This window comes from Pleionea sediminis, from assembly GCF_007570825.1.
Lineage (GTDB): Bacteria > Pseudomonadota > Gammaproteobacteria > Enterobacterales > Kangiellaceae > Pleionea > Pleionea sediminis.
In genome coordinates this window covers 91,832-117,134 of record NZ_SUNB01000002.1, presented here as the reverse complement: position 1 = coordinate 117,134, position 25,303 = coordinate 91,832, and the positions used below count along the sequence as shown (strand labels likewise).

At 38.4% G+C, this 25,303-nt stretch carries 27 protein-coding genes; 10 read left to right on the top strand and 17 right to left on the bottom strand.

All coding sequences use genetic code 11. From position 1 onward, the window contains the following. Positions 1 to 22: 22 nt before the first annotated feature. Together FAX86_RS10415 and FAX86_RS10410 are read right to left on the bottom strand one after the other, a co-directional pair. On the bottom strand, positions 23 to 991 hold the full coding sequence (locus tag FAX86_RS10415; RefSeq protein WP_144393357.1) for a fatty acid desaturase family protein: 969 nt from the start codon (positions 989 to 991) through the stop codon (positions 23 to 25). Positions 992 to 1,167: 176 nt separating this feature from the next. Beyond that, complete coding sequence (locus FAX86_RS10410; RefSeq protein WP_144393356.1) at positions 1,168 to 1,854, bottom strand: SDR family oxidoreductase; 687 nt, start codon at positions 1,852 to 1,854, stop codon at positions 1,168 to 1,170. A 457-nt stretch (positions 1,855 to 2,311) separates the two neighbouring features. Here FAX86_RS10410 and FAX86_RS10405 point away from each other — a divergent pair, with 457 nt between their 5' ends. The 3 genes from FAX86_RS10405 to FAX86_RS10395 all read left to right on the top strand — a co-directional run bounded on the left by FAX86_RS10405 (position 2,312) and on the right by FAX86_RS10395 (position 3,767). Beyond that, positions 2,312 to 2,605, top strand: coding sequence for a hypothetical protein (locus FAX86_RS10405; RefSeq protein ID WP_144393355.1), 294 nt, complete (start codon positions 2,312 to 2,314; stop codon positions 2,603 to 2,605). Positions 2,606 to 2,932: 327 nt separating this feature from the next. Continuing rightward, the gene (locus FAX86_RS10400; RefSeq protein WP_144393354.1) at positions 2,933 to 3,376 is read left to right on the top strand and encodes a thiol-disulfide oxidoreductase DCC family protein; all 444 of its coding nucleotides are present in this window, start codon (positions 2,933 to 2,935) and stop codon (positions 3,374 to 3,376) included. Beyond that, a complete protein-coding gene (locus tag FAX86_RS10395; RefSeq protein ID WP_144393353.1) occupies positions 3,366 to 3,767 on the top strand; it encodes a DoxX-like family protein in 402 nt (133 codons plus the stop codon). Before FAX86_RS10400 ends, FAX86_RS10395 begins: the two co-directional genes overlap by 11 nt. Before the next feature lie 53 nt (positions 3,768 to 3,820). On the opposite strand, the gene FAX86_RS10390 is transcribed toward FAX86_RS10395, so the two are convergent. The 4 genes from FAX86_RS10390 to FAX86_RS10375 form a co-directional block, all read right to left on the bottom strand. Further along, entirely contained in the window at positions 3,821 to 5,761 is a 1,941-nt protein-coding gene (locus tag FAX86_RS10390) for a hypothetical protein (protein ID WP_144393352.1), read from the bottom strand. 167 nt (positions 5,762 to 5,928) lie between these two features. After that, positions 5,929 to 7,920 carry a PAS domain-containing hybrid sensor histidine kinase/response regulator gene (locus FAX86_RS10385; protein WP_144393351.1) on the bottom strand — a complete coding sequence of 664 codons (1,992 nt, stop codon included), beginning with the start codon at positions 7,918 to 7,920 and terminating at the stop codon, positions 5,929 to 5,931. A 314-nt stretch (positions 7,921 to 8,234) separates the two neighbouring features. Then, the gene (locus FAX86_RS10380; RefSeq protein WP_144393350.1) at positions 8,235 to 8,708 is read right to left on the bottom strand and encodes a type III secretion system chaperone; all 474 of its coding nucleotides are present in this window, start codon (positions 8,706 to 8,708) and stop codon (positions 8,235 to 8,237) included. Between the two features lie 12 nt (positions 8,709 to 8,720). After that, complete coding sequence (locus tag FAX86_RS10375) at positions 8,721 to 9,803, bottom strand: hypothetical protein (protein ID WP_144393349.1); 1,083 nt, start codon at positions 9,801 to 9,803, stop codon at positions 8,721 to 8,723. Positions 9,804 to 10,072: 269 nt separating this feature from the next. Between FAX86_RS10375 and FAX86_RS10370 the strand changes: the two genes are divergently transcribed. Genes FAX86_RS10370 through FAX86_RS10355 form a run of 4 tightly spaced genes read left to right on the top strand, consistent with a single transcriptional unit; the run spans position 10,073 to position 14,214 of the window. Further along, positions 10,073 to 12,106, top strand: coding sequence for a marine proteobacterial sortase target protein (locus FAX86_RS10370; RefSeq protein ID WP_164503540.1), 2,034 nt, complete (start codon positions 10,073 to 10,075; stop codon positions 12,104 to 12,106). Beyond that, positions 12,099 to 12,821: a sortase domain-containing protein gene (locus tag FAX86_RS10365; RefSeq protein ID WP_144393347.1), complete on the top strand. Its 723-nt coding sequence runs from the start codon at positions 12,099 to 12,101 to the stop codon at positions 12,819 to 12,821. Before FAX86_RS10370 ends, FAX86_RS10365 begins: the two co-directional genes overlap by 8 nt. A 59-nt stretch (positions 12,822 to 12,880) precedes the next feature. After that, positions 12,881 to 13,264 (top strand): PA2779 family protein, encoded by a 384-nt coding sequence (locus tag FAX86_RS10360; RefSeq protein ID WP_144393346.1) that lies wholly within the window; start codon positions 12,881 to 12,883, stop codon positions 13,262 to 13,264. A gap of 53 nt (positions 13,265 to 13,317) precedes the next feature. Further along, the gene (locus FAX86_RS10355; protein ID WP_144393345.1) at positions 13,318 to 14,214 is read left to right on the top strand and encodes a PA2778 family cysteine peptidase; all 897 of its coding nucleotides are present in this window, start codon (positions 13,318 to 13,320) and stop codon (positions 14,212 to 14,214) included. A 32-nt stretch (positions 14,215 to 14,246) separates the two neighbouring features. Here FAX86_RS10355 and FAX86_RS10350 read toward each other — a convergent pair whose 3' ends face one another. The 11 genes from FAX86_RS10350 to FAX86_RS10300 all read right to left on the bottom strand — a co-directional run bounded on the left by FAX86_RS10350 (position 14,247) and on the right by FAX86_RS10300 (position 22,017). Beyond that, a complete protein-coding gene (locus tag FAX86_RS10350; protein ID WP_144393344.1) occupies positions 14,247 to 14,960 on the bottom strand; it encodes a helix-turn-helix domain-containing protein in 714 nt (237 codons plus the stop codon). A gap of 19 nt (positions 14,961 to 14,979) precedes the next feature. Beyond that, complete coding sequence (gene sctL, locus FAX86_RS10345) at positions 14,980 to 15,594, bottom strand: type III secretion system stator protein SctL (protein ID WP_144393343.1); 615 nt, start codon at positions 15,592 to 15,594, stop codon at positions 14,980 to 14,982. Further along, positions 15,588 to 16,304 (bottom strand): SctK family type III secretion system sorting platform protein, encoded by a 717-nt coding sequence (locus FAX86_RS10340; RefSeq protein ID WP_164503539.1) that lies wholly within the window; start codon positions 16,302 to 16,304, stop codon positions 15,588 to 15,590. The genes sctL and FAX86_RS10340 overlap by 7 nt, the downstream gene beginning before the upstream one ends. Before the next feature lie 143 nt (positions 16,305 to 16,447). After that, entirely contained in the window at positions 16,448 to 17,053 is a 606-nt protein-coding gene (gene sctJ, locus FAX86_RS10335; RefSeq protein ID WP_144393341.1) for a type III secretion system inner membrane ring lipoprotein SctJ, read from the bottom strand. Next, a complete protein-coding gene (gene sctI / locus FAX86_RS10330) occupies positions 17,053 to 17,376 on the bottom strand; it encodes a type III secretion system inner rod subunit SctI (protein ID WP_144393340.1) in 324 nt (107 codons plus the stop codon). Before sctI ends, sctJ begins: the two co-directional genes overlap by 1 nt. A 22-nt stretch (positions 17,377 to 17,398) precedes the next feature. After that, entirely contained in the window at positions 17,399 to 17,758 is a 360-nt protein-coding gene (locus FAX86_RS10325; protein ID WP_144393339.1) for a hypothetical protein, read from the bottom strand. A gap of 7 nt (positions 17,759 to 17,765) precedes the next feature. Continuing rightward, entirely contained in the window at positions 17,766 to 18,014 is a 249-nt protein-coding gene (gene sctF / locus FAX86_RS10320; RefSeq protein ID WP_144393338.1) for a type III secretion system needle filament subunit SctF, read from the bottom strand. A gap of 64 nt (positions 18,015 to 18,078) precedes the next feature. Beyond that, on the bottom strand, positions 18,079 to 18,294 hold the full coding sequence (locus FAX86_RS10315; protein ID WP_144393337.1) for a hypothetical protein: 216 nt from the start codon (positions 18,292 to 18,294) through the stop codon (positions 18,079 to 18,081). 36 nt (positions 18,295 to 18,330) lie between these two features. After that, entirely contained in the window at positions 18,331 to 19,725 is a 1,395-nt protein-coding gene (sctD, locus tag FAX86_RS10310; protein WP_164503538.1) for a type III secretion system inner membrane ring subunit SctD, read from the bottom strand. Next, entirely contained in the window at positions 19,722 to 21,629 is a 1,908-nt protein-coding gene (sctC, locus tag FAX86_RS10305; RefSeq protein WP_144393335.1) for a type III secretion system outer membrane ring subunit SctC, read from the bottom strand. The genes sctD and sctC overlap by 4 nt, the downstream gene beginning before the upstream one ends. Continuing rightward, positions 21,610 to 22,017 (bottom strand): hypothetical protein, encoded by a 408-nt coding sequence (locus FAX86_RS10300; protein ID WP_144393334.1) that lies wholly within the window; start codon positions 22,015 to 22,017, stop codon positions 21,610 to 21,612. Before FAX86_RS10300 ends, sctC begins: the two co-directional genes overlap by 20 nt. Positions 22,018 to 22,593: 576 nt before the next feature. Between FAX86_RS10300 and FAX86_RS10295 the strand changes: the two genes are divergently transcribed. From FAX86_RS10295 to FAX86_RS10285, 3 genes are read left to right on the top strand one after another with little or no spacing between them, the layout of a single operon-like run. Then, complete coding sequence (locus tag FAX86_RS10295; protein WP_144393333.1) at positions 22,594 to 22,887, top strand: hypothetical protein; 294 nt, start codon at positions 22,594 to 22,596, stop codon at positions 22,885 to 22,887. A 39-nt stretch (positions 22,888 to 22,926) separates the two neighbouring features. After that, the gene (locus FAX86_RS10290; protein WP_144393332.1) at positions 22,927 to 24,021 is read left to right on the top strand and encodes a hypothetical protein; all 1,095 of its coding nucleotides are present in this window, start codon (positions 22,927 to 22,929) and stop codon (positions 24,019 to 24,021) included. Between the two features lie 48 nt (positions 24,022 to 24,069). Next, on the top strand, positions 24,070 to 25,275 hold the full coding sequence (locus tag FAX86_RS10285) for a hypothetical protein (protein ID WP_144393331.1): 1,206 nt from the start codon (positions 24,070 to 24,072) through the stop codon (positions 25,273 to 25,275). The last annotated feature ends 28 nt before the right edge of the window (positions 25,276 to 25,303 follow it).

Below are 25,303 nucleotides of genomic sequence, written 5' to 3'. Positions count from 1 at the left end.
TTCGAAAACTTTGAGTCGCGAATTATTCGTTTATGGCTAGTGCCTTTCGACAACTGCTTGTTTTATTATACTCAGCATACCAACGTTGCAGTTCTGGGAGCTTTTCGTATCTTACTGTAGGGTGCAAATGATGCATGCGATGATAACCAATATTTCTTGGAAAAAATAAGAAGCGACTTATAAAATCCATTGGTTGATCATTAGTGTAATTGACAATGTTTATAGGGGAGTGATCGTCTGTCACTTCATGCGTATGTTCTTCAACGACACGATAACTATTGAGAACTGACGCCGCTATAAGCGGAATAATGTAGTTCAGAAACATCCAGTTGGGGAATGCGAACACGAGTCCGATAATGATGCTTTGATAAATTATTTGACCGATATCGCGTTGCAGACACAAGTCAATGTCTTTTGCTCCACTGAGATCTTCTTTTGATTTATCACCAAAGAAAAATTTTGCGTACCCATTTTTAAGATTCGGCCAAATTCGAGCGAGTAGCCCGTAATAAGGGCGAATACACCAGGCGATAATCACCAGTAGCCCTCTTAGATAGCTCATCAAACGCATGAGCTTATTTTGTTCTACAGCGCGTTTAAGGTAAGGATCGAGCTCGGTACAGGCGTAACGGTGATGTCGCAAATGGTGATAACGCATCCCCTCTATTGAAAGTCCGATAGGATAGCCACCCAGCCAATCAACTAATGTAGAATAAACTGTATCTGATCGTTTTACATGGCAGGCATCGTGCAGTAATGCTCCAAGAGCATTAAACCGTCCACAGATAATGATTACGCCCAAAGGATAGAGCCAAGTTGGGCTTACGGTGAGAAGTAACCAAGTGGCAATTAATATTAACCACTCTTGAGCCATATATTTAGCAATATCTTTCAGATTTGCTTTAACAAGTAACTCGCTTGGAACGGACCCTTTCGCTGAAATGGAAACTGAAACATTGCGCGTATCAGTTCTCAAGAGTTTTGTTATCACGAAGCTCAATTTCAAGAGGTCTATTTCCTATACTGTATCGTTTACTAATTATTCTGATGCCTCAATCCATACAAAACAGATGTATTGGTTGTACACCTAGCGGTTCCAAAATATCATTCGTATTCTATAGCCATTTCAACCACCTAATCTAGAGAAAGGCAATGTTAATTTTGCCGTTAATATCTTGGCATCAAAAAGACTTCTCGAACGTTATTTCTTGGATTTGCATTAATCGCATGCATGACGGCATCGGCTACGTCTTGCGGATCGAGCTTGTTGGGTTTCGGCTCGTCAAAGAAAGGTGTGTTAACCATACCCGGAGCAATGGTTGTGCAGCGGCCATTCCACTCTCTCATTTCTTCAGCGAGATTGTTGCCAAAACCTTGAACGAACCATTTCGTTGCCCCATAAATGGATCCTTTTAATGTAATTTTTCCGGCAACCGATCCAGTCATTATAAAATGCCCTGTTGATTTTCTTAAATGCGGTAATGTGAGCTTTGCTGTATAAAGTAATGCATTGATATTTAGGTCTATCATTTTTTGCCACTCTGCAGGATCTCCGTTTTCGGTCCCTGGGGTTGAAGTTCCTGTTCCAGCATTCGCGAAGACAACGTCCAAACCTCCGAAATGTTTTACGCCTTGTGCGACTACCTGTTTGAGCGTATCGAAATTGGTGATATCTGCAGGTACAGCAAGAGCTTTATCCTGTCCTATCTCAGTCGCTAATTTTTCTAACAGGTCTCCGCGACGAGCAGTAAGAATTAATCTTAATCCCGCTTTAGCGGCTGTGCGAGCTGTTGCCTCACCAATCCCGCTGGATGCACCGGTAATTAACATAATTTTCGACGAGTGTTCTGACATTATGATTTCCCTTACTGATGTTGTTGAGTACTATTGTAGAGCGCTCAGTCGTATGTATAAATCTTTTTTCGAGTTCTGTATCTTTAGAGTGTTTATACAGAATTAAAACATCTGTTTAAATTATTTAACGCGGTTGGCGTTCTTTTATCTCTTTTTCTTTTCGACGCGTTGCAGCAAGTTGACCTTTAAACGATAAAAAGTTAGTACGAATAAATATCAATGTGTTGAGTTATGCCATGGAGATTGACGTCTAAAATACCTTATAAATAGTGATGCTTTGTGACTTTAATTTTATTCGTATTTTATGAAGAGATATTTAAGGCGTGCTAAAAGTTCTGCTTCAGTTCTTCCGTTGAATTTAAAACTAGTATTGTCAACCGACTATGATATGTTCGGATAGCAATCAAGTTAGCAGTCTGATGTATCTATAATAATTTCAATAAAAAGAGGCTTAATCATGCGCGCTAAAATAAAGACCAAATCAGGACAATCGTATGACGTTGGAGTAGCCAAGCTTTTTTCTTCTAAAGCAGAGGAAGAAAAAAATTACCCATCCAAAGGCGAACTCATCATCGATCAACACTTGCGTGAAAAATTTAAAGAAGAAGCTCGGCATTATGGCGCTTGGGATGAAGTTATGAACGTTGATATGAGTGTTGAAATGAATGGTGAAACGCATGATATTGAAATTTTATTTAAGGATATGCCGATTAGCGAATCGGTAGATTTTGAAACTATTGGTAAAAAGTAAATCAAGTTAAAAGACGTTCGACTTTTAAAATTTCAGTTGTGCATCTAAAAAGCTTTACGCTATTAAAAGTTGATTTTTATTGGAAGGGTCAATTTTAATTGGCCTTTTCCATACCCTTCATATTAATTACACTTTAAATCTTCTGGTGCAATGCAGAATGGTTAAGTTACTTGTCCATACAAGCTGATCAGCACGATTTTTAAAAGAGACTCAGTCGAGTTCATTTCCTCATGATCAAAACTTGACTTTTAGCTAGATGCTATATTGATATTTGAGTTAGAATGGGTAGTAAGCCTATTACTTTATTAGCGACTCTGTCCCGAGTACATGAATAGAAAGTCAGCAACAAAGCCTCCATTACTTACGGAAAACGACAGCGTTATTTTATTTGATGGCGTCTGCAAGCTTTGTAACGCTTGGAGTCATTTTATTATCAAGCATGACAAGCAGTATAGGTTTAAATTAGCCAGTGTCCAGTCACCGGAAGGCAGGCAGTTGCTTCAGCATTTTGACTATTCCCTTGACGAGTATGAAACGATGCTAGTGATTGATAAGAAAACTTGTCTAGAAAAGTCAGACGCATTTTTTTACGTGATGAGCCAACTGGGTTCTCCATGGCGGGCGTTATTGCTGTTTAAAGTGATCCCTAAAAGGTTAAGGGACTGGCTATACGATAGAATTGCATTAAATCGATACCAGTTGTTTGGCAAATATGACCAATGTTTATTGCCTACACCAGACCATAATAAGCGATACCTTAATGGCAAGTAATACACTGGCAAAAATCAATCGCATTTCCCGTTGGACTCTTGCTTTCGTATTTGCCTATCATGGTTTAGTGCCCAAAATTCTATGGTTAAGTCCGACAGAAGTCGAATTAATGCAAGCTCACCATTTAGATGCTTCAATCTTTTCTCCTGTTGCAGGAGTATTTGAGCTACTTTTGGCATTATCTATTGTCACTTTAAAAAAGTCTCTAGTTCCAGTTTATTTAGCGATGTTATTGCTTTTGGTATTGTTACTTGACGTATTGTTGATAAAGCCTGAGTTACTGATAGACGCCTTTAATCCTGTAACAGTTAATGGTGTAACTTTTATTATGGCGTACATAGTATGCATCACACATTCAGCTACTAAAACGCTGAATGTGTCAAAGCTCTAAGAGTTTATGAGACACGTTCCTTGTGTTTTCACGCGTTACTTCTAAGAAATTTTTTATGGTTGAATAGGTATTGTTGGTGTCAGCGGGATTTCATTTCTTAGAATTTTTCCTGCCTCACCAGCGAGCTTTAAATACCAGTCGGAAGGTAACGCTTCGCCATCTTGGTCCAAAGTGACAAAACGGCCTCTTGTGGGTGTTTGAGAGGCATTTTCTGCAACTTTAAAAATGGCTGTTCCTTCATCAACTTCATCAAACATAGCAATGTAGATCATAGAACATCCAGTATCAATGGTATTAAATATCTGTCGCCAGAAAAAACGACCACCATATCTTCTTATATAATTGAACTTTTCTCCTTTTAAATTCCACCATGAGAATCCTGGAAAGACAACTGGCATGTAGTCAATATTAGTATTTCTTAATCGTTCATAGTCAGGTTCTATTCGCGAATTACGAAAGTTATCGGCCTCTCGACTGGTTCTGTATCGTCCGACAGTCCATGGACTTATGATATCCAACTTTTGATAAACATTTTGCCAGGCCGGTGAGTGATCTCGCCATTTGTGGTCGACGCCAAATTTAAGGGTAACGCGATATTTGACAGGGGCATCTCTGGTAAACCAGTTAACTAACTCATTTGCCTGTGAAGGTGAAAATTCAGAACGAACGCCAAATCCCCAAATGGAAAGTACGGGTCGCCCCTTATGTTTAAGATAACGATCGCTCTGAGTTACTTTTAAGGTATCAACCAAGTGCATCCAGTCATTTTTTATATCGTTTACTAGGGTACGGGAGTTCCCCCCCGATATGTCGTACATATTTGCAAAAACTCGACCGTATTTTTCGGAGCCAGAGCGAATGTTATTAAGGACTTTGTCGCGCATATTTCGCATCGCCAGAGCTTCGCCGATAAAACGTTGTACAAAAACACCATCCAGCCCGTAGTCTTGCATCCACTTTACATGACGCTCAACCGTCTTTTTATTGAAAGCACTATAAAGACCAGCGTTTTCACTATTTGAATAATAAAAAGACGTATCAAACAATTCGTCACGATCGTACTCACGGAGATCGGGCCACATATCAATGGTTATATTGTTGGCATCTGGTTTATTACCTGAGCGATTGCTCCAGTGTCGCCATCCTCTGTTTGCGCCATCTCCTTGAGCATTAAACCAACCTTGATAGCCAGCCATTATTTTGTTGTTCAGCGTGGATGAGTCAACAGTATCTTTAGATTGTGCAGTGTAAATTGCTCTTATTACGCTACTGCCATTATAGAGCACTAAAGAGCCACTATTAGTGAGTGATAAATCAGTAACGGTCTGACCGTTGGTTTTACTATCCCATAGTGGAACGTTTTCTGGTGTGTATAGAACAAGATTACCATCACCTTGTAGTGTAAGTCGTATACCATTTGTTTGCTGAGTGGAGGATGACCAAAGTGCTTGTGTTGTGTAAACATTTCTAAGTACCAAGTTTCCATCATTCTGAAGTTGAAGTCGAAAGTTTCCATTTAAGGATTCAATATATTCGTTAGGACTTAGTGATTCATTTACTAAAAGCTGGTTCGCTTGTACCTTGACACCTTCATAAATTGTTTTAATAAGTTGATCGTTGGAGAGGAGAAACAAGGCTCCATTATTCATGATCTTAAATTCAGAAATAGTTAACCCATTCGTTTTACTGTCCCATACTGGTGTTGCCGTTGAGGTGTATAAAACAAGGTTGCCATCTCCTTGCATTACGAGCTGAACGCCGCTTTCTCGGTGAGTGTTCGAAGACCATAATGCGTCGCCAGTGGATAGGCTTCTAACCACTAAATTTCCATCACCTTGGAGATAAATTCGATATTGGTTATTCGATGATTCCAGAAAATGACCTGATTGAAGGGTCTCTCCAGATTTAAGGGATTCTTTTGCCTGTACTTCAGTTACGATTAATGAACAAAATATGAAAGAGGCAAGTAACAATACTTGATGTAACTTTTTCATAACAACCACTCATTATTTTAAGGCGTTACTATGAACATAGTTGAAATCTAATTTATATAGAGACTCTCTTGATATACTTGCTAGGTATATCACACTTTTCTTTTCGCTTATTACTGTATAGCAATAAAGGATGTATTGATGAGCTTTTCTTAGTTATAGAAATTCATTCACTTATCTAGAATATTTCTGATAGCTTGGCCTAGTTCATATAGCTGATAGGGTTTAGGCAATATTGCATCACACTTCCATTGTTTTAAATACTCTTGGGTCGTGAAATTCGTATAACCGGTAAGCATAATTACTGGAGTATCATGAGAAATTTCTTTAATAAACTTTATTACCTCTGGCCCCATCATGTTCGGCATAGAGTAATCTGTAATAACCAAGTTGAAGTTGCTACTATTTTTCTCGAACTCTTTTATAGCATAATTAGGATTTGTGAATGAAGTTACTTCATAGCCCAGCTGTTCCAGTAGTTGGTTACCAAGTTCACAGAGTGCCGTTTCGTCATCGATAAGCATAATTTTTTCGTTTTTATGAGTAAAAATAGTTTCATGATTTTCGACAACATCTAATTTTTCAGAGGGTACTGCTGGCAAATACACTCGAAATAAACTACCGTTACCGAGGGTACTTTCTGCTTCTATTAAACCACGATGTTTTTGTACGATATTTGAGACAATAGCAAGCCCTAATCCCGTTCCTCTTTGCTCTCCCTTTTGCTTTGTTGTAAAAAATGGGTCGTACGCATGAATTAAGGTATCGGTATTCATACCACATCCATTATCTCCAACGCTTAGACAAATGTAAGGACAAGACTGATTAGCACTTGACAGGCTTATAGTTCCTTCTTTAACTTCTTTTAATCGAATGGTTAGTTCACCATTATTTTCCATTGCCTGGAATGCGTTTGTACATAAGTTAAGGACAACTTGATAAATTTCAGAAGTGTCCGCCAATATTGGGGGGATCTTTTTATCAATATGTTTTTTGATAACAATGTTTTTCTCAGAGGAAGCTTGAATTACTATAAGTACTTCATCAATTAGCTTACTTAATGAGACAGATTCTTTTTTTAGTGATGACGAACGATTGATTACCAGTATTTTTTCTGCCAGCTTCCTGGCTCTACTTGCTGATTCAATTATTTTTTCAATATTCTTAGATTCACTGGAGTCGACTGGAAGGTTGAGCTTTATTAGCTCACTATAACCTAGGATAGGCGCCAGTAAATTATTAAAGTCATGAGCTATTCCACTGGCCAATGTACCAAGTGCTTCCATCTTTTGTGTTTGATTAAGAGCGTTTTCCATTTGCTTAATTTGCGTAATGTCTATGTGTGAACCCAGCATTCGACTCGGCTTTCCACTCTCATCTCTGTAGACAGTTGCGTGTGACAATATCCATCTGTAAGTTCCATCTTTGTGTTTAAACCGAAATTCAGATTCATGATCTTTACTGGAGTTTTCAAGGCTTTCGCTTATCGCCGTCATTGTTTTTTCTAGATCATCGGGATGAACTCGACTTTTCCATTCGGAAAAATCATTTTTAACTTCTTCTTCATCGTAACCTATCTGACTTTTCCACTCTTTCGAATACCATACTGTGTTGGTTAATAAGTTCCAGTCCCATAATCCTATGTTAGCGGCTTTAATGCTTTCGGTTAATCTTAAATAAGTATCATACAATTCATTTTGAGTTCTCTTTACATCAGAAATATCCATACCACTGCTGATAAATTGATCATCCAGAGGAATGCTTATCATAAATAACGTTTGGTCTGTCCCCGAAAAATATTCTTCCCACACATGAGGCTTCTTTTCTTTAAATATTTTTTGCACAATCGGCATAAATTTAGTTGTGGCATTGGCTTCCGGAAAGATTTCATCCGTTGTTTTGTCGATGACCTCAGACAAGTTTCTATTCCATGCTTGTAAAGCCGCAGGGTTTGCATCAACTAAACGCCATGTCTTAATAACACCTTGCTCATCTCGAACTAGCTGCCAAATATGAACTTCGTACAGCATATGCATAAATACATTTTTGTATCGCATATAGCTATCTGCATGTTGTTCGCGTTCCTTATACAAACTGGAAACTGTGTTTTCTAGTTCACGAACTTTTTGCTCTAGTTCTTGATAGGAGGGACGTTCAGCCATGATCTTTTAAAAAATAGATAGTGATTAAAGTACGTATCTTAAAATTAGCTTAAAAACCCAAAAATAATATGGTTAATGCTTGAAAATTAGTAAAGATTTAAATGAAAGGTTTCAATTTCAATCGGCAACAATCAGGTAGTAGGCCGAAACGTGAAGGAGGTTTGGTTAAATAAAGTTTTTTAATACAATAAGTTATGTTACTTAAGACTGGATTGATAAATCCTGTTTGAGATAAATCAATCCAGCTAGCTTATCCGTAAGTGAGCTTGGCTCTGCTCCAAATATTACATAAATCGAATATCAGGACACAAACCTTAAATTCTCAACATAGAGGCGTCGTTATTGAATAGGTTAGAGTCATCATTGCACAGAGGAGCTGTTAATAAGTCTTGCTGAAGTTGTGTCGCTTGATTAACAAACGCATCTAAAAAAGCTTCAAGTCCCCCTGAAGTTAATGAATTGATAGGGGTTTGATAACAGTATATAACCTCGCCAGATGACTTTAAACTGAGAGTTCCATTGCTGGTATCTTTCCATAGTAAGTTTGCTTCAAGAATTTTATGCAACCGTTGAAGCTTTTGTTCGCTGGTAGCATTGTCAGTGTATGCTGGTCCAAGATTTACGAAAATTACCAAATTTTTCTGATTTTCGCTTTGCTTTAAGTGAACGGTTAATATCTCATTAAATATTAAGATATTAGGTTGTTCATTGTTATAGCGAAAATTTTCAAATCCCCAATGTTCGCCAAGCTCTTGGAATATAAGTTCAAGTTTATTAATTTCATTCATTTTGTGTAACTTTTAGTTCCAGTTAAGCATGGATAAAATTCTACCTAGCATTCCAGGTGACTCTCCTGTGACGACATCATTATTAGAAGCTACAGAAATCCCTTCTCGTGTTACTAGAGGTTTATCTTGGGAAACTTCATTTAGCTTGTTTCTTCCGACAAATACTTGTGTCGCGCCACCCGTCGTTTTTAGCTTTCCGTGAACTTCTTTGGTTGGGGCGACAGTTGAAGTCCAACCGGTACAATCTTCTTTTACTTCAACCATGTGCATCACGTAAGAGTCTGAACCATCAACACTGCCTACGGGCAAACCAAATGCAGACGCAATAGAGCTGCACTTTCCATCATTAACATCTTTTATAACTTTTTCTAATTCTGACTTAGTTGTAAAGTAAAGGCTGTGTTGACTTAAGTCTTCAGAGGTCGATATTTTAACGAGAATATCGCCTTTGTTAAAAGATACGGGTTTTGGCAATTCATTACCGGACTTTATAAGCTCGAATGCAATCTCCTTACGGAACTCCTTAGAACGAGCGACGCCTTGAAAGTCATGCTCGCCGTCTATGTCGATATAATTGAGCATATCCATAAACTTTATTCCATCCTCACTACTTAGAAACTCTTCAATGTCTTTGTCGGTAATTTGACTTTGAGTTTTAAAGTTTGGCGCGCGTAGATGTACTGCTGCATCTTGCGTGTTAATCGTAGATAAAGAGTCACTTTTTTCGAGCACGTGCTCTTTTTCTTTAATGCTTTCTTTATGTAATTGCGCTATTTTTTGTTCTGACTTTTCGATGGATTCATGAATAACTCTTGGCGTCAAAACGGATTCATCTTTCAAAAGCTCATCAAAAAACTTGTCTTCAACGTTTGAATATTCTGTTTTTAAAGCTTCTTTAAAAAGCTCGATTTGTTCCTTGCGAGCTTTTGCTAATTCCTCTGGTTTTGCAGGCCTTACTAAATTGCCGGATTGGGTTTGGGCAACTCCGGTTACTAACTTATTATTGTGCGTTGCGGAAAGTTCTTTGTCTGGGCTATTTTTATTAGCAATTTGAGCCTCGGTGTAAGCTGTTAAGCTAGGGGCATTAATAGTCATAGGAGCTTCTCTTGTCAGTTTTTGTCAGGGTATCGATTTGTAAACGTTCAAGCTTTAGATTTTGAAGTTAAGTTTTAGAAAAATTAATTAAATTTCAGTTAAATCGATAGCTGGAAATAGAGAGATGTATTTAGGGAAGCTTTTCGAAGAGGGTGATGAAATTAACGCTCGAGTTCAAAACTGCCATAATTCGTCATTTTTCATCCTCTTTTCGGCCAAGTCGACAGTGTTTAATGGATAGCATCTGTTATTCGTTAAGGTGCTTAATTATGTTCAACTACTTGGTCAGCCGATGTTCTATTTTGTTAAGCGTGTTGTGTATCAATTTATACGCAATAGATGAACTAGGAGGTGGAACCCTTCGCTTTACAGGCGAGCACTCAACTCAAGAGGAGGCATTGCTGGTTGATACAAAAGCAGACTTTAGTGTTTCAGGGCTGGTTTTAAGGGCCAAAGTTACTCAGGTTTTCAAGAATGAATCTTCCGATTGGGTAGAAGGTACCTATTTTTTCCCTTTACCAGAAAAGTCAGCTGTCGATGCGCTCACGGTCAAAATGGGAGAGCGTCTAATAGTCGGCGAGATAAGGGAGAAAAAAGAAGCAAAACGTTTATATCAGGAAGCAAAAAAGGCAGGCAAAAAAGCATCACTCGTTGAACAGCATCGTCCGAATGTGTTTTCTAATCGAATTGCCAATATTGGGCCCTATGAACAAATAGAAGTTACAATAGAGTACCAACAGGATATTGAAATCAATGAATTTGGCGAGTTAAGTTTTCGTTTTCCAATGACTATGACCAAGCGCTACACGCCATCAAGTAAACTTATTGAAGACTTTGGTGATTTAAAAAACGGTTTTCAATGGTCTCCCAGCGATGTCAAGAAAATGAACTTTCCGCAAAAAGATGGTCAGTCTGAAGGTGGTAATGTCAGCCTGACTGTGAATTTAGAGGCGGGCTTATCGATCGATTATGTCGAGAGTTCCACACATGAGCTGACTAAACACTATCGCTCGCCCAGTTCTCGTTTAATCACTCTGAGTCATTCCATTAATAAAGCTGACCGAGATTTTATCCTGAAATGGAAGTTTCAATCAGGACAATTACCGCGTGCTGCATTATTCGGCGAAGAATTTGAGGGAGAGCAGTATATTAGTTTGCTCGTGATTCCACCGAAAGTTCAAGACGATTCTCTTCAGTTGGCACGTGAGTTAATTTTTGTCTTAGATACTTCAGGCTCGATGTCTGGAGAGTCGATTCGGCAGGCCAAAGAAGCGTTAGTCGCTGGAGTAAAAACGTTAAAGGCAGGCGATTGGTTTAATGTCATTGAGTTTAATAATAGAACCGATGCATTATATCCGTCGTCCAAAGCTTTTAGTTCGGAGCGATTAAGTGATGCGCTAAGTTACATTGATGGTTTAGACGCGGGTGGTGGAACCGAGATGTATTCGGCAATGAGTAAAGCTTTGTTAGATACAAACTCTAATAACTTGGTGAGGCAGATTGTCTTTTTAACCGATGGAGCTATCAGTAATGAAGCTCAGTTATTCAGGTTAATCCAATCTAAATTAGGGCGAAGTCGATTATTTACAGTCGGTATTGGATCGGCTCCCAATGAATTTTTTATGAAACGAGTGGCTAAGTTTGGCCGAGGAACGTTTACTTTTATTGGTGATCATCAAACAGCCAAGGAAAAGATGGAAGCGTTGTTCTCCAAGATTGAAAAGCCGGTATTAACGAATATCAAAATTAACTGGCCAGCTCATGTCAATGCCGATGTGTGGCCTAAGCGGGTACCTGATTTGTATGCTGGAGAGCCGCTCTGGATCAAAGCAAAGGTTAATGATGTTCAGGGAAGTGTGGATATCCATGGACAACTGGCGGATCAATTATGGCAAACGCATTTAACATTAAACTCTTCAGAATCCAAACCGGGCATTGCAAAGCTCTGGGCCAGACAAAAAATTGCGTCGATTATGAATCAATCATTACATGGAAGACTGAATGATAAAAGCCGACAGGATGCGACACAAACTGCTTTAAAGTTTCATTTAATGAGTCGGTTTACCAGCTTAATTGCTGTAGATAAGACACCGAGTCGAACCTCGGAAATACTTAAAAGCAAACAAGTGGCAGGCGTTGTTCCTAAAGGTAGTGCGAGCAACGCACTAAGATACCCTCAAACCGCTTTAAATATTGTCGTACCACCGAAGTATGCATTATTTATTTTATTGATGGGTTGCGTCATTATTCTTGCTTTGAGAATTAAAAAGCACTCGACACACCAAGGAAAACACGATGCGTAACTTGGCTCTTTTCTTTGGAAGCTTATTGATTCTCGTTGCATTAATTGGTTTGGTGCAGCCCATTTATTATTTGGCTAAAGGCGCCTTATCGCAAGTGTTACTGCAGCAAGCCTGGGAGGAAACGGTATTATCCTGGCAAGAAACTTTAGCTGGCTCAAATCAACCTCAGTTAAAAATAAGTGAAGCTTTAAGTAGTAAGCGTTATGAAAAAGACTTTGATACTTTATCACTAAATAAACAGAAGGGTTCGCAGGTAAAACCCTGGCCCTGGGCAGATACTTGGCCCGTGTTTAAAATGACAGTGCTAAGAAAATCTTTTAGCGATTTTCGTCAACATTATCCTGAATATCTAGCACTTGAGTCTTGGATTGTATTGGCCGATGCGAGTGGAGAGAGCCTGGCGTTTGGCCCAGGGTTGGTGACACCAAATTTTTTACCCGGACAACAAGGAAACAGTCTAATAGCGGCTCATCGTGACTCTCACTTCCGAAATTTGGATACCTTGAGGATTAACGATCGAATTCGCATTGAAATGAGAGACGGCAACGTTTGGAATTTTGATATCGATGATATTCGAGTCGTCGATGCTGTCTCGCGTCCTGACGTTGATACAAACGAATACCGTATCTCATTAATTACTTGCTACCCTTTTGATATGGCAGTGCAAAATCCGTCACAGAGACTTATAGTTTCAGGAAAGCTCTCGATTTGGTAAGATTTGAGCTAAGCTATAGGCAGAGCTTTTTCACAATCGCAAATAATTTGGGGGTATTTATGTTCCATAAGATTGCTAAATGTATCACTGGCTTCTTTTTCTTTTCTGCTGTTAGCTGGTCGTATGCCGATGTAATTTCGTCCGATCAAATAATGGCTAAGCAACAAAGACTCATAAGCCAACAGCAGTTGATAGCGATGGTGGACACCGAACAAGTGCAACAGCAGTTAATGGCATTAGGGGTTAACCCAGAAGACGCTAAAGCTCGTATTGCTAATATGACTCATGCGGAATTAGTTGAGTTTCAGAATCAATTAGAGGACTTGCCTGCGGGGCAAGGTGTTGCAGGAGCGATTGTTACTGTTTTGCTAGTGATAGCAGTGCTCGATTTATTAGGCGTCACCGATGTTTACCCATTTATTCGCCCCATTGATAGTAATTAAACGTACCATTGTTACAGTTGTTTAAAGCCTGCTGTTTGGTGGGCTTTCTTTTAATGATTTGGGGGTGTGCGACGCCCCCACAGACACTTGCACTTCAAACAAATCCTCCGCCAGTTAATCAACGTCATTATATTGAGCGAGTGCCATTTTATGCACAACAGCAGTTTTACTGCGGGCCGACCGTGTTAGCAGAAGCACTATCATTTTACGGTAACACTGTGTCGCCTGAAGAGGTTGCTCCTCTTATGTTCGTACCTGAAAAAGAAGGTACCTTTCAAATTGAACTGGTGGCAGCAGCGCGTTCGAAAGGATATTTAGCCTATCAAACTCGAGGTGAATTGAATGATATTATTCAATTGGTGAGTGATAATAAACCGATTATCGTTTTTCAAAACCTTTCGATATCATGGTTTCCACAATGGCATTATGCACTTGTTGTTGGTTACGACTTAGAAAAGCAATCATTTACTTTATATTCTGGGACGTATAAAGATTATGAAATTCCATTTGATGTGTTTGAACGTACCTGGCAACGAGGTCAATTTTGGTTACTAGCAATCGTTCCTCCTGATAAATCCAGCCGGTATTTTGATTCTTTTGTTTATACGAGTGCGGCGCACGATTTAATATCGACTAATCAGCGAGTTAATGGGGTTAAAGCTCTAAAAACAGCGACAAAACAATGGCCGAACTATTGGCTACCTTACTTTTTGCTCGGTAATCACTATTTGAGCAGTAATCTGAAAGAGTCTCTAAAATGGTACGCATTGGGAATAAAAGGAGGTGTAGAAGAGGCGGCGTACTTTAATAATTATGCTTACGCATTGTTAAAAAGTCAGCAGTTGAGCGATGCTAAATCTGTTATTGCCAAAGCAATAGCTCTAGAGCCGAATAATGAAAATATAAAAGATACGTATCAGAGAATTATTGAGGCTATGGAGAAGCTTTAGCTTAAAAATTTAAAGGGAATTTATGAAGGATTTTAGTAATACAAATTGTTTCGATATTCAGAGGGTGTTTGACCATATTTTTCTTTGAATGCTCGTGCAAAATACGACAAATTGTTGAAACCGCAGCGGTAAGCAATCTCTCCTATACTGTCTGTGAAAGTGGGTTCCGATGTTAAAAGTTTGGCTGCAGCAATTAATCTTTTTCGCAGTATCAACTTTTGAGGAGACTCGTTGTATATTTCATTAACCTTCCGATAAAGCCGACTTCGATCCATATAAAGCCGAGCTGCAAGTTGATGAACTGTGATATTTTGCAGATGGGTATCGATCAACTGTTCAATCTTTCTAGGAAACGTGTCAAATGATATTGGACATTGAGTTTTGTTTTCTAATGTAGAAAGTTCCTTATTTTGATTGATTTTGATGTCGGAAGATATTGATTGAGCGGGAAGATTGAGTGTCAGTAACTCAATATATCCTTCAGGATCGTCAGGCGCTTCGGATTTTTTATTTTTAAAATGAAGACTCGAGTTTGTTTCGGTAGAGATTCGAATACATATATAGTAGTTTTTTGTTTGATAACATACCATATCCGAAGGAAACGTACGAACATCCTGAGTGGCTTTCGTGCTTTTACGATAAATAATAATTTCAGGAGAAGATGTTGAGTCATCTTCGATATCCTGAGTTTTACTTGAGAATTGGGTGAGCAACTGCAAAATTGAACTCACTTCATGTCCATTCATCGTATCGTCTTATCAATATTTATTTTGTGTTGACAGTTTCTTGTTCTAGCATTTTTCTTAAACTGTTTAGTTGAGTATCAATGCTTGACTCTAATGTTCCTACGGGGGTTTTTAACATGCACTGCCCAGGACTCAAGGTATCATCTTTAATAACATCAACAAGATCAAAAAGTGGTGGCTCTGAGTCCATTTGAGTTGATACAGCGTCTAAGTCTTGAGAGTGAACCATTAAACTGCATAGCTCATTGCTTTGTTTTTGATTGATTAAGTGTCTAACCGTGTTACCGACTAAGGATGCTCTATCCATTTTATTAAGAATATGTTCTAGAGCATCATTAATAATTTCAACCAATAAACGTTCTTGACCTTGAATAAAGTTAATACAGTCTTTTTGAGTTTTAAGTAGGAGTTGAATCGCGTCTTCGTGTCCATTTTTTAAACCTTCCTGGTATCCTAATGCGATACTTTTTTCCCTGTCTTCGAAAGCTGATTGTCTTATTTTTTCTGCTTCTGATTTAGCTTCTTTGAGAAGCTCTTCTGCTTGCAACAAACTTTGGAGTTCAGAGTGTTTAATTATGTTCTGAGTCTTTAGATTGACGGAGTCTTTTATTTGAATAGTTTTTGGTATTAACATGGTAAGTCCAATAATCTAGACATTTTGTCCATTAGTAAGGGCAATCCCCGGCTTTTTTCGATATCCATGGATTTATCATCCAGAAGTTTTTCAAGTATTTTGCATAGGTCAGAGCTTGGCTTTGGTAGTCTCAAGCAAAGACAATGAAGCCAGTTTCTTATTACTTCTTTACCTTTTATATTATCGCCAGATTCTTGATGAAGAAGTTCGGCTTTATAGACTAAGGATAAACCTAATAAAGCAAGTACCCTACATAAGTATGATGTATGTTTTTCTTGAGAGATTTTATTTACAAAGTTTTCAGGATCTTGAATCAGGCTTTTCCAAGGAAGTGTATTAGCACATAATGAAAACTCTGCTGGGATTTTTTTTACGAGTAGTGGCAGATTATGAGTAATAATCTTCATCCGCCAGGGGGCAATGAATTCTTGGAGTATCTTTTTTTCCTTTCGTAAAACAATATTCTTAATGTCCTGAAAATAGCAGCAAAGACCATAGGTCATTAATGTTTTCATAAGATCGTCCTGAGTAGCAAAAAGTAAACTATGATATTTAAACGTTAGAACTTCTTCCGGAAGAGCTTTTATACTCAGGTCGTTCTTGAGGGCTATTTGAGCTTTTGGAGTATTTAATATTTTTGTGTTGCATTTGGCATAATTTTCGTTGAACCAACTCGGATGAACCCAGCTCGATGATTGTCCATTCATCATCAGCAATTGCCGGAAAGACGCGTCTTTTAATCTGACTATAAAGTCAGATCGAGACGGTATCGGGTTTGTTGTCATAGGATCATCTCTTTATTTAACGGTAGTAAACGTTAATTAAAACTATAAAAATGTCGCCTAATCTTACATTAGTTTCCTGTACGATAATTTGGCATACTAGGAAAAACAGCAATGGTAATGTTTTCATAGTTCAGCTCAGGAACTGCGTTGGCAACCATCGTTTTAATTTGCGGAATATAGGGCTCTATCGTTGCGCTTTGATTGTGTTTGATGAACACCGACGCTTTAGCGGACTCAGTTTCTTTCATTTGTAATCGCTTGTTACCTTTAGCTTTCTCAGGAATAACTAGATGAACACGAGCAGTAATAACGCCATCAATGTTGGAAATTGTCGCAGCAAGATCTTGCGACATTGCGTAACGATAGCGTGCTTTTTCCGCTTGCTCCGATTGAATTAATCCGCCTTGTGGAAAAACTTCATTAATAGTTGCGTACTGTTGTCTTGGATAGGAGTGTTGTGACAATAACTCCATAGCTTGAGTTAATTGAGACTCTGAAACTTCTAACGTAATAGTATTGCCTTTACCATTGGTTTTTGAGGCACTTATTCCCTCTGATAATAGCAGTGCCAGCATCTCATTACCTTCTTGCTCACCAAGCCCGGTGTAAAGCTCGACTTTGCATGCCGATACAATGAGGGTCACTAATAAGACACTAATACATTTCAGTTTCATTATTGAGCCTTTAATAGTGTATCAACGTTTTGAGTACTTTTAGAAACGCCTTTTGAAATAAGCTCTTGCTGAATAGCAATTTCAGCAAGTTCATATTGTACTTTTAATAGTTCTGCTGGTGAAATGTGCTCAACGGTGAGGGCTTCTTGGATTTCTGCCGATTTCTCGCCAATATGTTGTTTAGTGTCGCCTAGCATTTTTAAGAATCTGTCACCAAGTGAATCAGTTTCTCCATTGATGCTGGCATCGAGAGAGCCACTCGTTTGTTCTCCAAGAGAATCGTTATTAAGTGTAACTTGTGATATTTCGCTTATGGGTTCCATAGTGGTATTCCTGAATTTCTCATTAAGAAAGTTCTTGTAATAGCGAATTTGCCATGCTTTTTACACTATCATCAGCGTTAGAACTTAATAAGTTATTACACATTTGTGCGCAGTCATCTTTTTGTTGTTCTTGCCAATAAGCGAGAGCTAGTAATGCATGAGGTTGTGAAGCTGCATTTTGATTGCACCAAGATTTTAGTAAGTTGATTGCTTTTTTATTATCTCTTGTATTGATTGCTGATAAAGCACTCAGACTCATTAAAACTTCCGGTTCGATAGTTTCGTTATTCAGTGCAGCAATAATATTGTCTGCATCATTTTGCGCGCCTATGAATAGTGCCGTTACGGCGGATTCTGCTAAAGCTTTATGTAATTCAGACATGTTTTACCTACATTTTTTGAACGATAGATGACATAACGTCTTTTAGGTTTTTCTGAATTGAGGAAACCAAGTTCATTATGACCGTCCATTCGGAAACAGCTGCATTAAAGTTCGCGAGTTTTGCGGGATCATCCGGGCTAGTTGCGAGATCTTGGGCTGCTTCGTTTAACTTATTATTCGCTCTTTCTGCTGCTGGCGATAAGTTTTGTGAAGCTGTAGTTATGGTAAAGCCATTGTTAATATCGGTATAAGCCATGGTAATGCTCCTAAATAGAGTTGTGGTTTAATTTTAAAAAATAAAAGTGAGATGCACTTTATATTTAAGAATGCATTTTTATATTTTTAGCTTTTTCGATCACTGAAATTGCTGAGTTGATTGCTGTGATAAGCCGCTGCTGACTCTCAAACTCTGCTTTTTCGAGCGGTTTCCGCAAGGTGTTTTCAATGATTATCTTTTGCTCTGTTAAAAATAGCTCATTGTTTATTGCATGGTCATCAGAAATTAAATGAGCATTGATTGATGTCGTTAATGTCATAGCGCTTACTCTTTTTTTAGATAATAAGTTTAATAATTAGTGTGTATTCGGTTGATGAGCCCATTCTGGTTTGGTCTTATTTAGATATTCAACCGCTATGAGTTTCCCGTCTGATAGTATTGATATTTGGCCGCTTGATATTCTATACAGGCTGTCGCCATTAGGAAGTTTGGCGCCGATCGTGTAGCGACTACCATCCGTTAGAGTGATATAGGGAGTATTGCCAGAACGAACCGCTACAATATCCAAGTCTTTAATGTTAGGAGCCGAGTCTTCAATAATTGGCCTTTGGTATCGAATCGACGGACTATCGCCCATCATATCTCTAAAATTCTTAATCACATCGAGTAATCTTTTCTGCTGATTATTCGTCAGAGTTCCTGTAGCAGTAATTTCACTATCGTTTGATGTTAATGTGAGTAAAGAGAGTAAATTTTCTTCTTTTAGTAAACTAGAAAGTTCGTCGATAGGGTTGAGTTTTTTAGGAATTAATATTCGCCAGCTTTTTAGTCCTGGAATATCTCTTAACATCGTTTTTTTTGCGACTTCCCATTGCTGGGTATAACGGCCGTCAACGATAGCTTTTAAGCTACCTGGTTTTTCATCTTTGGCAATGTCGTTGGCATCAAGGCCGAGGTTTTTTGCGATCAAATGAGCCGAGTTAACCATTTGTTGGTAACTGTAGACTTTGAAATGAATGGGAGCACTTTTCTCTTTAAGTAAGTACTGTAATAATGCACGATCAGCTTCCTGTTCGACATAGCCTTGTATCGTGAAATAACCTCTTGCATCGGGGCCATAGCTCTCAATGGCTGAGAACTGAGTTAGCCCTAAAATTAGTTGATGATCTGGATGAATGTTTTTTTCCTGAATCAAACTGTCGGCGTCGTATGTCAATTTATTCGGAGTGGCTTCATTGTTTGGATGATGAGTTTCCGGTGAGGAGAGTCCAACTGTAACTCCTAACCAGTCGGAAAATTCATTTTCGTAGATACGATCGATAAATAGCACCATAACTAATACACTCAGTACAGGAGCAATGACCCATTGAGACCAGTTTAAGGAGGGGGCACTTTTCCCACTCTGACAGTTGTTAATTTGATTTAAGATTACTTCCGACCAGGTATCTTCAACTTCTGCAAGAGCAAACAGCAAGTCACCGACTTGTATAAGGTGTTGCATGGGTAGCAATTGATCTTCAGTAATAGAGTGACCTAGACAGACCACACAGTAATTTGAATCTAATTGATCTATTCTGATCCCATCATCTGTGAGAGCCAATGTAAAAAAATGCTCAGGAATGGATGGATCATCAATCACTATGTCGTTGTGCTCTTCACCACTTCCGAGGTGCATACTCGAGGTTAAATACACCTCTGCTCCTGCGTGAGCCGTATTTGCGATTATTAATTTCCAGGTAGTGGTATTCATTGACATCGTCCCTCATAAGATGTTGATGTACAACGTTTCGTTAAAACACGGTAGCCAATATCGTCATTAATTGTTTTACAACGACTGATCGCCGCAGCATACCCTTTCTCAATAAACCAGTTACGTCTTTCGCGAGCTTTATAAGCCAACTCACATGGTGTTGATGGTTTTAGTGCTTGCAAATCGGGATTGAAATTCGATAAGTCGGAAACATTAAATATTTGTTGTTCTAATGATAAATCGAGGATATTTTCATTAGCTGCCTTAGATTCGTAAGCATGACGGGTTAATATACGTGGACTCAACATAAATAACCGAACAAGCTGAGAACTGTTTTCTCCTTTGTGCTCAAAGAAGGAACCGACGAGTGGTAATTTATTTAATATTGGAACGGAATCGTTGTTTGCACTACGAGCATCTCGATAATAACCTCCAATTAATAATGATGCGCCATCTGGCACTGCCGTTCTTGTGTTTATTTGTGTTTTTCTTATCGTTGGGAGTGATTCTATGCCACCATCAATTAAACGGTTGGCATCTTCAATATTAACGTCTAAATAAATCGAGGAAGGGCTATTCTGCTCGATGACTCGAGGTGTTACTTGTAATAGAGTACCATAAGTAATTTCTTCCAGTTCAGCGACACGTTCACCTTGAATTCGTACAAAGAAAGTTTCACTGTTATCCAAAATGGCTTCAACACCATTTTCAGTAACAACGGCGGGTCGAGAGGTAACGCGTGCTTTGCCTTGCGATTCCAGTGCGGTAACTCTAGCAAGAAAGTCAATATTGGTTTGTTCGATTAGTTCGCTGCTCGCGGCGTTGGCGCCAGGTAAAATTAATTCTAATAATCCTGTACCACTTTCTACGTTTTGTCGAGAAATCGTCCAGTCGACACCGAGTTCACTGAGTGAATTCGTGCTGAGATCGATAATCAGTAAACTAATTTCCAATTGTTTTCTTGGTACGTCTAAATTTTGAATCAAAGTTTCGTAAAGAGGCATACGTGAACGAAAATCTTGAACAATAACTGTATTGGTCGATGGTTCTGCGAACACGGCTGCTTGAGGATGTGGCAAACTGAATTGAGAGGACCGATTGATTGCAGCATTAAACATAGCGTTAGATTTTATGACGTTTTTAGCCGAGTCTGTTTTTGAAAGTTGTTCTTCTGATGTATTCTCACTGTTCGTTGGGATATCCACTATATTATAGTTAATAGGAGATTCGTTCGACCCTTCAGTCGAACTTCCATTGCTGCGATTGGAAAGAAGAGCTTTTATAATGGTTGCAATACCAGGTAATGTTGTCTCCTGCTTTCTTACTGTGACTCGTCTATCTTCTGCTGAAGCATGGCGAAGCTGAAATACACGTATATCGAGTTGGTCGGCCCGAAGTGATGAGTTTCTTTGCTCGAGCATCGCAATACTTTCTTCTATAAGTTCCAAATAACGTGGTGGACCAGAAACCAAAATCATACTGCCGCCATTCACTTGTCGAAAATCAAAGCGTTTGTCCCATAAGTCAAGTGATGACATGGTTTTTTTCACTTGGTTGGCATCGGTATTCGCTAAACGAAAAATTTTCGACATCTTTTGATTGATTGGATAAACAAATAATGTCGCATTGTCGGAGTACCAGATGAGATCATAAGTTGCGGCTAAAAAATTTAATGCCTCGGTAACATTCTTTCTCTTGATTAGACCATTAAACTCTTGGTCGATGGATTCATCAATCACTACACCTTGTTTTGCATGTGTTGCTATCGCTGTTATTACATCTTTCAGCGGTTGTTTCTCTCCATAGTATTCAAAGGCTTGTTGAGCATGTGAATAGCTTGTTATTTGCCATAGCGCGAAAAGAAGCAAACATAATCGACTAAGATTATGACAATAGCGATGCATGTTTGATGTTTCCTTGCTCAAAATGATTAATGGGTGCAATAAAAGTTTCACAATATTGAATGTGGGCTTCCAAAAGCTCCGTGAATAATTGGTAGGTAATATTACCGTCTGTTAATGTTTGTACACCTAGATAATGTTGATCGAAAGCAATCGATAGAGATTGTCCTCGCCAACCGAATGTTTGAGCGATTAAGTGGGTCAGCGTATCGATACCTTCTGTTGTACTTAAAGATAGGTCGAACTCTGTCCATAGTACGATTTGATCTTGTTGTTCATAGATTCGGATTGATAAACCATGCATTAAGGGCATGAAGTATCCATCATCAACTTCAGAAATTGAGCATTCAAAATCTTTATTAATGCGCTTAGTAAGATATAAAAGATCCATTGAAAGCTGTTAAACCATTATGATTAATTCTTTGTTTCTTTATTGTCTTGAATAAATAAAAGGAAAGTTTTCGAAAATAGTTATCTATTTTTATAAATCGAGTTATTTACTAAAGTTTTATCGATAGAAAATTTTCTAAATTGCATTAAGGCTATTGGCTGAACAGTTTAGTGTGGTCCGACCTAAAAATTCTAGGCGGCGGTATATTGTGGTGACATAATTGCCGCGCTTTGAAATTCAACGTCAGTGTTATCAATGTTCAACATCAGTGTTATTAGAATCTCATGCTCTTCTGCTAACTTATTAAATCCTTTTATAACTATTTAGTGAACAGTCGTATTCTGAATTTGTAAAACGCTTGTTTGATTAGAGCGTTTGATTGTTTCTACATTGAGAATAGTTTTAAAAGATAGTGTTGTTTTCTTTTTAACTCGGTTAACAAGATGAAAGACTGATTTATAAAAAATCGTTGGTAAATTCTACAGCTCACATTGGTGTTATCAATTAAAGATAATTTTTATGTGAAATATTAACATGGCTTTATTCATTCATTGACTACGAAGGTTGGAGGTTGGTTTGAAGGGTTCACGTTCTGAGATACTTGAGGAGTGTCGAAAATTAACAGAAAAGTCGAGTTCAATTTTAAATTCGGTTAAGCGTGACCGAGAACAAGCGGCGAATGAACACGAGAAAACAATCAGTCGGGCTGAGTTTATTCTTACTCAAAAATCTATTGATGAGATGAATGAGGAAGCTAGAAAAGAAATGATGCAAGCAAAGCAAATTTTGGCAGAAAAGTTTGAACCTTTTAATGATGATTCAGCATTAACCAAACAAAAGAAACCTTTCTTTGTTCCTAATGCTGTTTAAATATTTCAATTTGAAATTATTGAACTCGGGAGAGCATTTATGACAAACATAACTCCGGATATGACTCCGTGGCGATTTGGATCGGCTGAGTGGCGTTATGACGAAAATGGTGGAGATATTAGAACTTCACACGAAGCGATTGCTGAAGGGAATAAAGTACGGCCTGATTTTTTGTTAAAGGTATTAGGTCATGGTGCGAATACTCTGAGATTTGAAGCGAATGGTTTTTACGATGACGAGCGAGAAGCTATTGCGGCTATCTATAAAGATTCTAACTTGTCGCAAAAACAAATTACCGAAAAAGTAAATCAGGCGATGGTGGATCTGCGAAATCAAATGCGACGCGATATTGCCAACGGAGTTTTCTTTGTCAATGATTCTGGCCGTGTGGTTCAAAAGATGAGTTCTGGCAATTTAGTTGAACTAGAAAATGAACAAGTTGGTTTTGAGTTAGCGACCTTGTTAATTGAGTCAATGAATTCAAAGGTGGCTGAATTAAACGTCGTGACACAAAAAATTGCATTGCTCGATGAGTGGGCGCAACAAGAGTTCAATAAGACGAATAAATCTGAGTTGATGTTTCATAAAGAGGGTTACCAAGAAAGAGTTAGATACTCGAGACCTTGGAATATATTTGATCAGAATAACGACTGGCAGTCTAGAGTAGATGAGACTCGTCCTGCACCTCCATCATCGCTTGATAAATTTCTGAAAGACCGCATTGACTCTACTGGAAGAAGAGGAACCGGTCTGAGTTATATCAATTCTGTTCATTCTGAATTTAAGAATCTTATGTCTGGTTCTGGTATGCAGATTACAGATTGGGTCAAAAGTAAGGGAAATGATAATAGTAAAGGAGGCTATTATGATCATGGCGATAACATAACGATTGGTGGTTGGGAATGGAAATACCGCGATGAAAATCACTACACCAATCGAAAAGCGGTTGATAGTACAACCTTTACTCAAGCGATGGAGAAAGCTCGTACCCGAGTTAGAACATTAACTTCTTTAACTGAGCAATTAGGTACTGAGTTCAGAAATACTCATTCTCGCTTTAATAATTTGATAGAGGCGATGAATGGCTACAACAAGCAGCTAGCTGCAATGATGACGAAGTTAGCGCAAGTTTAACTAGCTTATATAAAGAAAACAAAAATAAAAAAATAGGAACTCTCGTTTATGACAAATATTACACCGGATATGACCCCATGGCGTTTTGGATCTGCAGAGTGGCGTTATGACGAAAATGGTGGGGATATTCGCACATCGGATCAAGATATTGCTGAGGGTAATAAAGTACGGCCTGACTTTTTGCTAAAAGTATTGGGCCATGGTGCGAATACTTTACGATTCGAGGCCAATGGATTTTATGATGACGAGCGAGAAGCGATAGCAGCAATCTATAAAGATAACAGTTTGACACAAAAGCAAATTACCGAAAGAGTGAATCAGGCAATGGTAAATTTGCGTAATCAAATGCGAGCAGATATTGCTCAAGGTGTTTTTTTTGTCAATGACTCGGGTCGCGTTGTTCAAAAAATGGACTCGGGCAATTTAATTGAGTTAGAAAATGAACAAGTCGGTTTTGAGTTAGCAACTTTATTAATAGAAGCAATGAATGCCAAAGTAGGAATGCTCAACTCTGTGACTCAAAAGGTTGCTTTACTTGATGAATGGGCCGAACAAGAATTTAATAGTACCAATAAGCCAGAGTTATTCTTTTATCAAGAGGGATATCAAAATAAAGTCAAGTATTCCAGACCTGAAAGTTGGTGGACCGATAATGACTGGCAGTCTTCAGTTAAAGAAAAACGTATGGCACCGCCTTCGTCACTTGATTCATTTATTAAAAATCGTCTCCCCCAATTAATAGAAGAGTCTCCATTACCACCTGATTTTGACTTCGATTGGGGTGACTTACTTGGGTTACCTAATTTTGGGGGAAGTGGATATAAGTATATTTCTAATCACAGTGCCGAAAAGGGAGCTGGTCTTGAATACATCAACGAAGTTTATTCTGAGTTTAAAGCTTTGATGTCTGACTCTGGATTTCAAATTACAGAGTGGATAAAAAATAAAGGTAATGATAACAGCAAAGGTAGCTATTATGGGCATGGCGATAATATTGATATTGGCGCCATTGGCGGTTGGGAGTGGAAATATCGAGATGAAAATCACTATACCAATCGGAAAGCGGTCGATAGTACTACGTTTACGCAAGCTATGGAGAAAGCAAGAACTAGAGTTAGGACTTTAACCTCTTTAACAGAACAATTGGGTACTGAATTTAGAAATACGCATTCGCGTTTCAATAATTTGATTGAAGCGATGAATGGCTACAACAAGCAGCTCGCAGCAATGATGACAAAACTGGCTCAGGTGTAACTAATATTACTCATTGTTATTCTAAAAT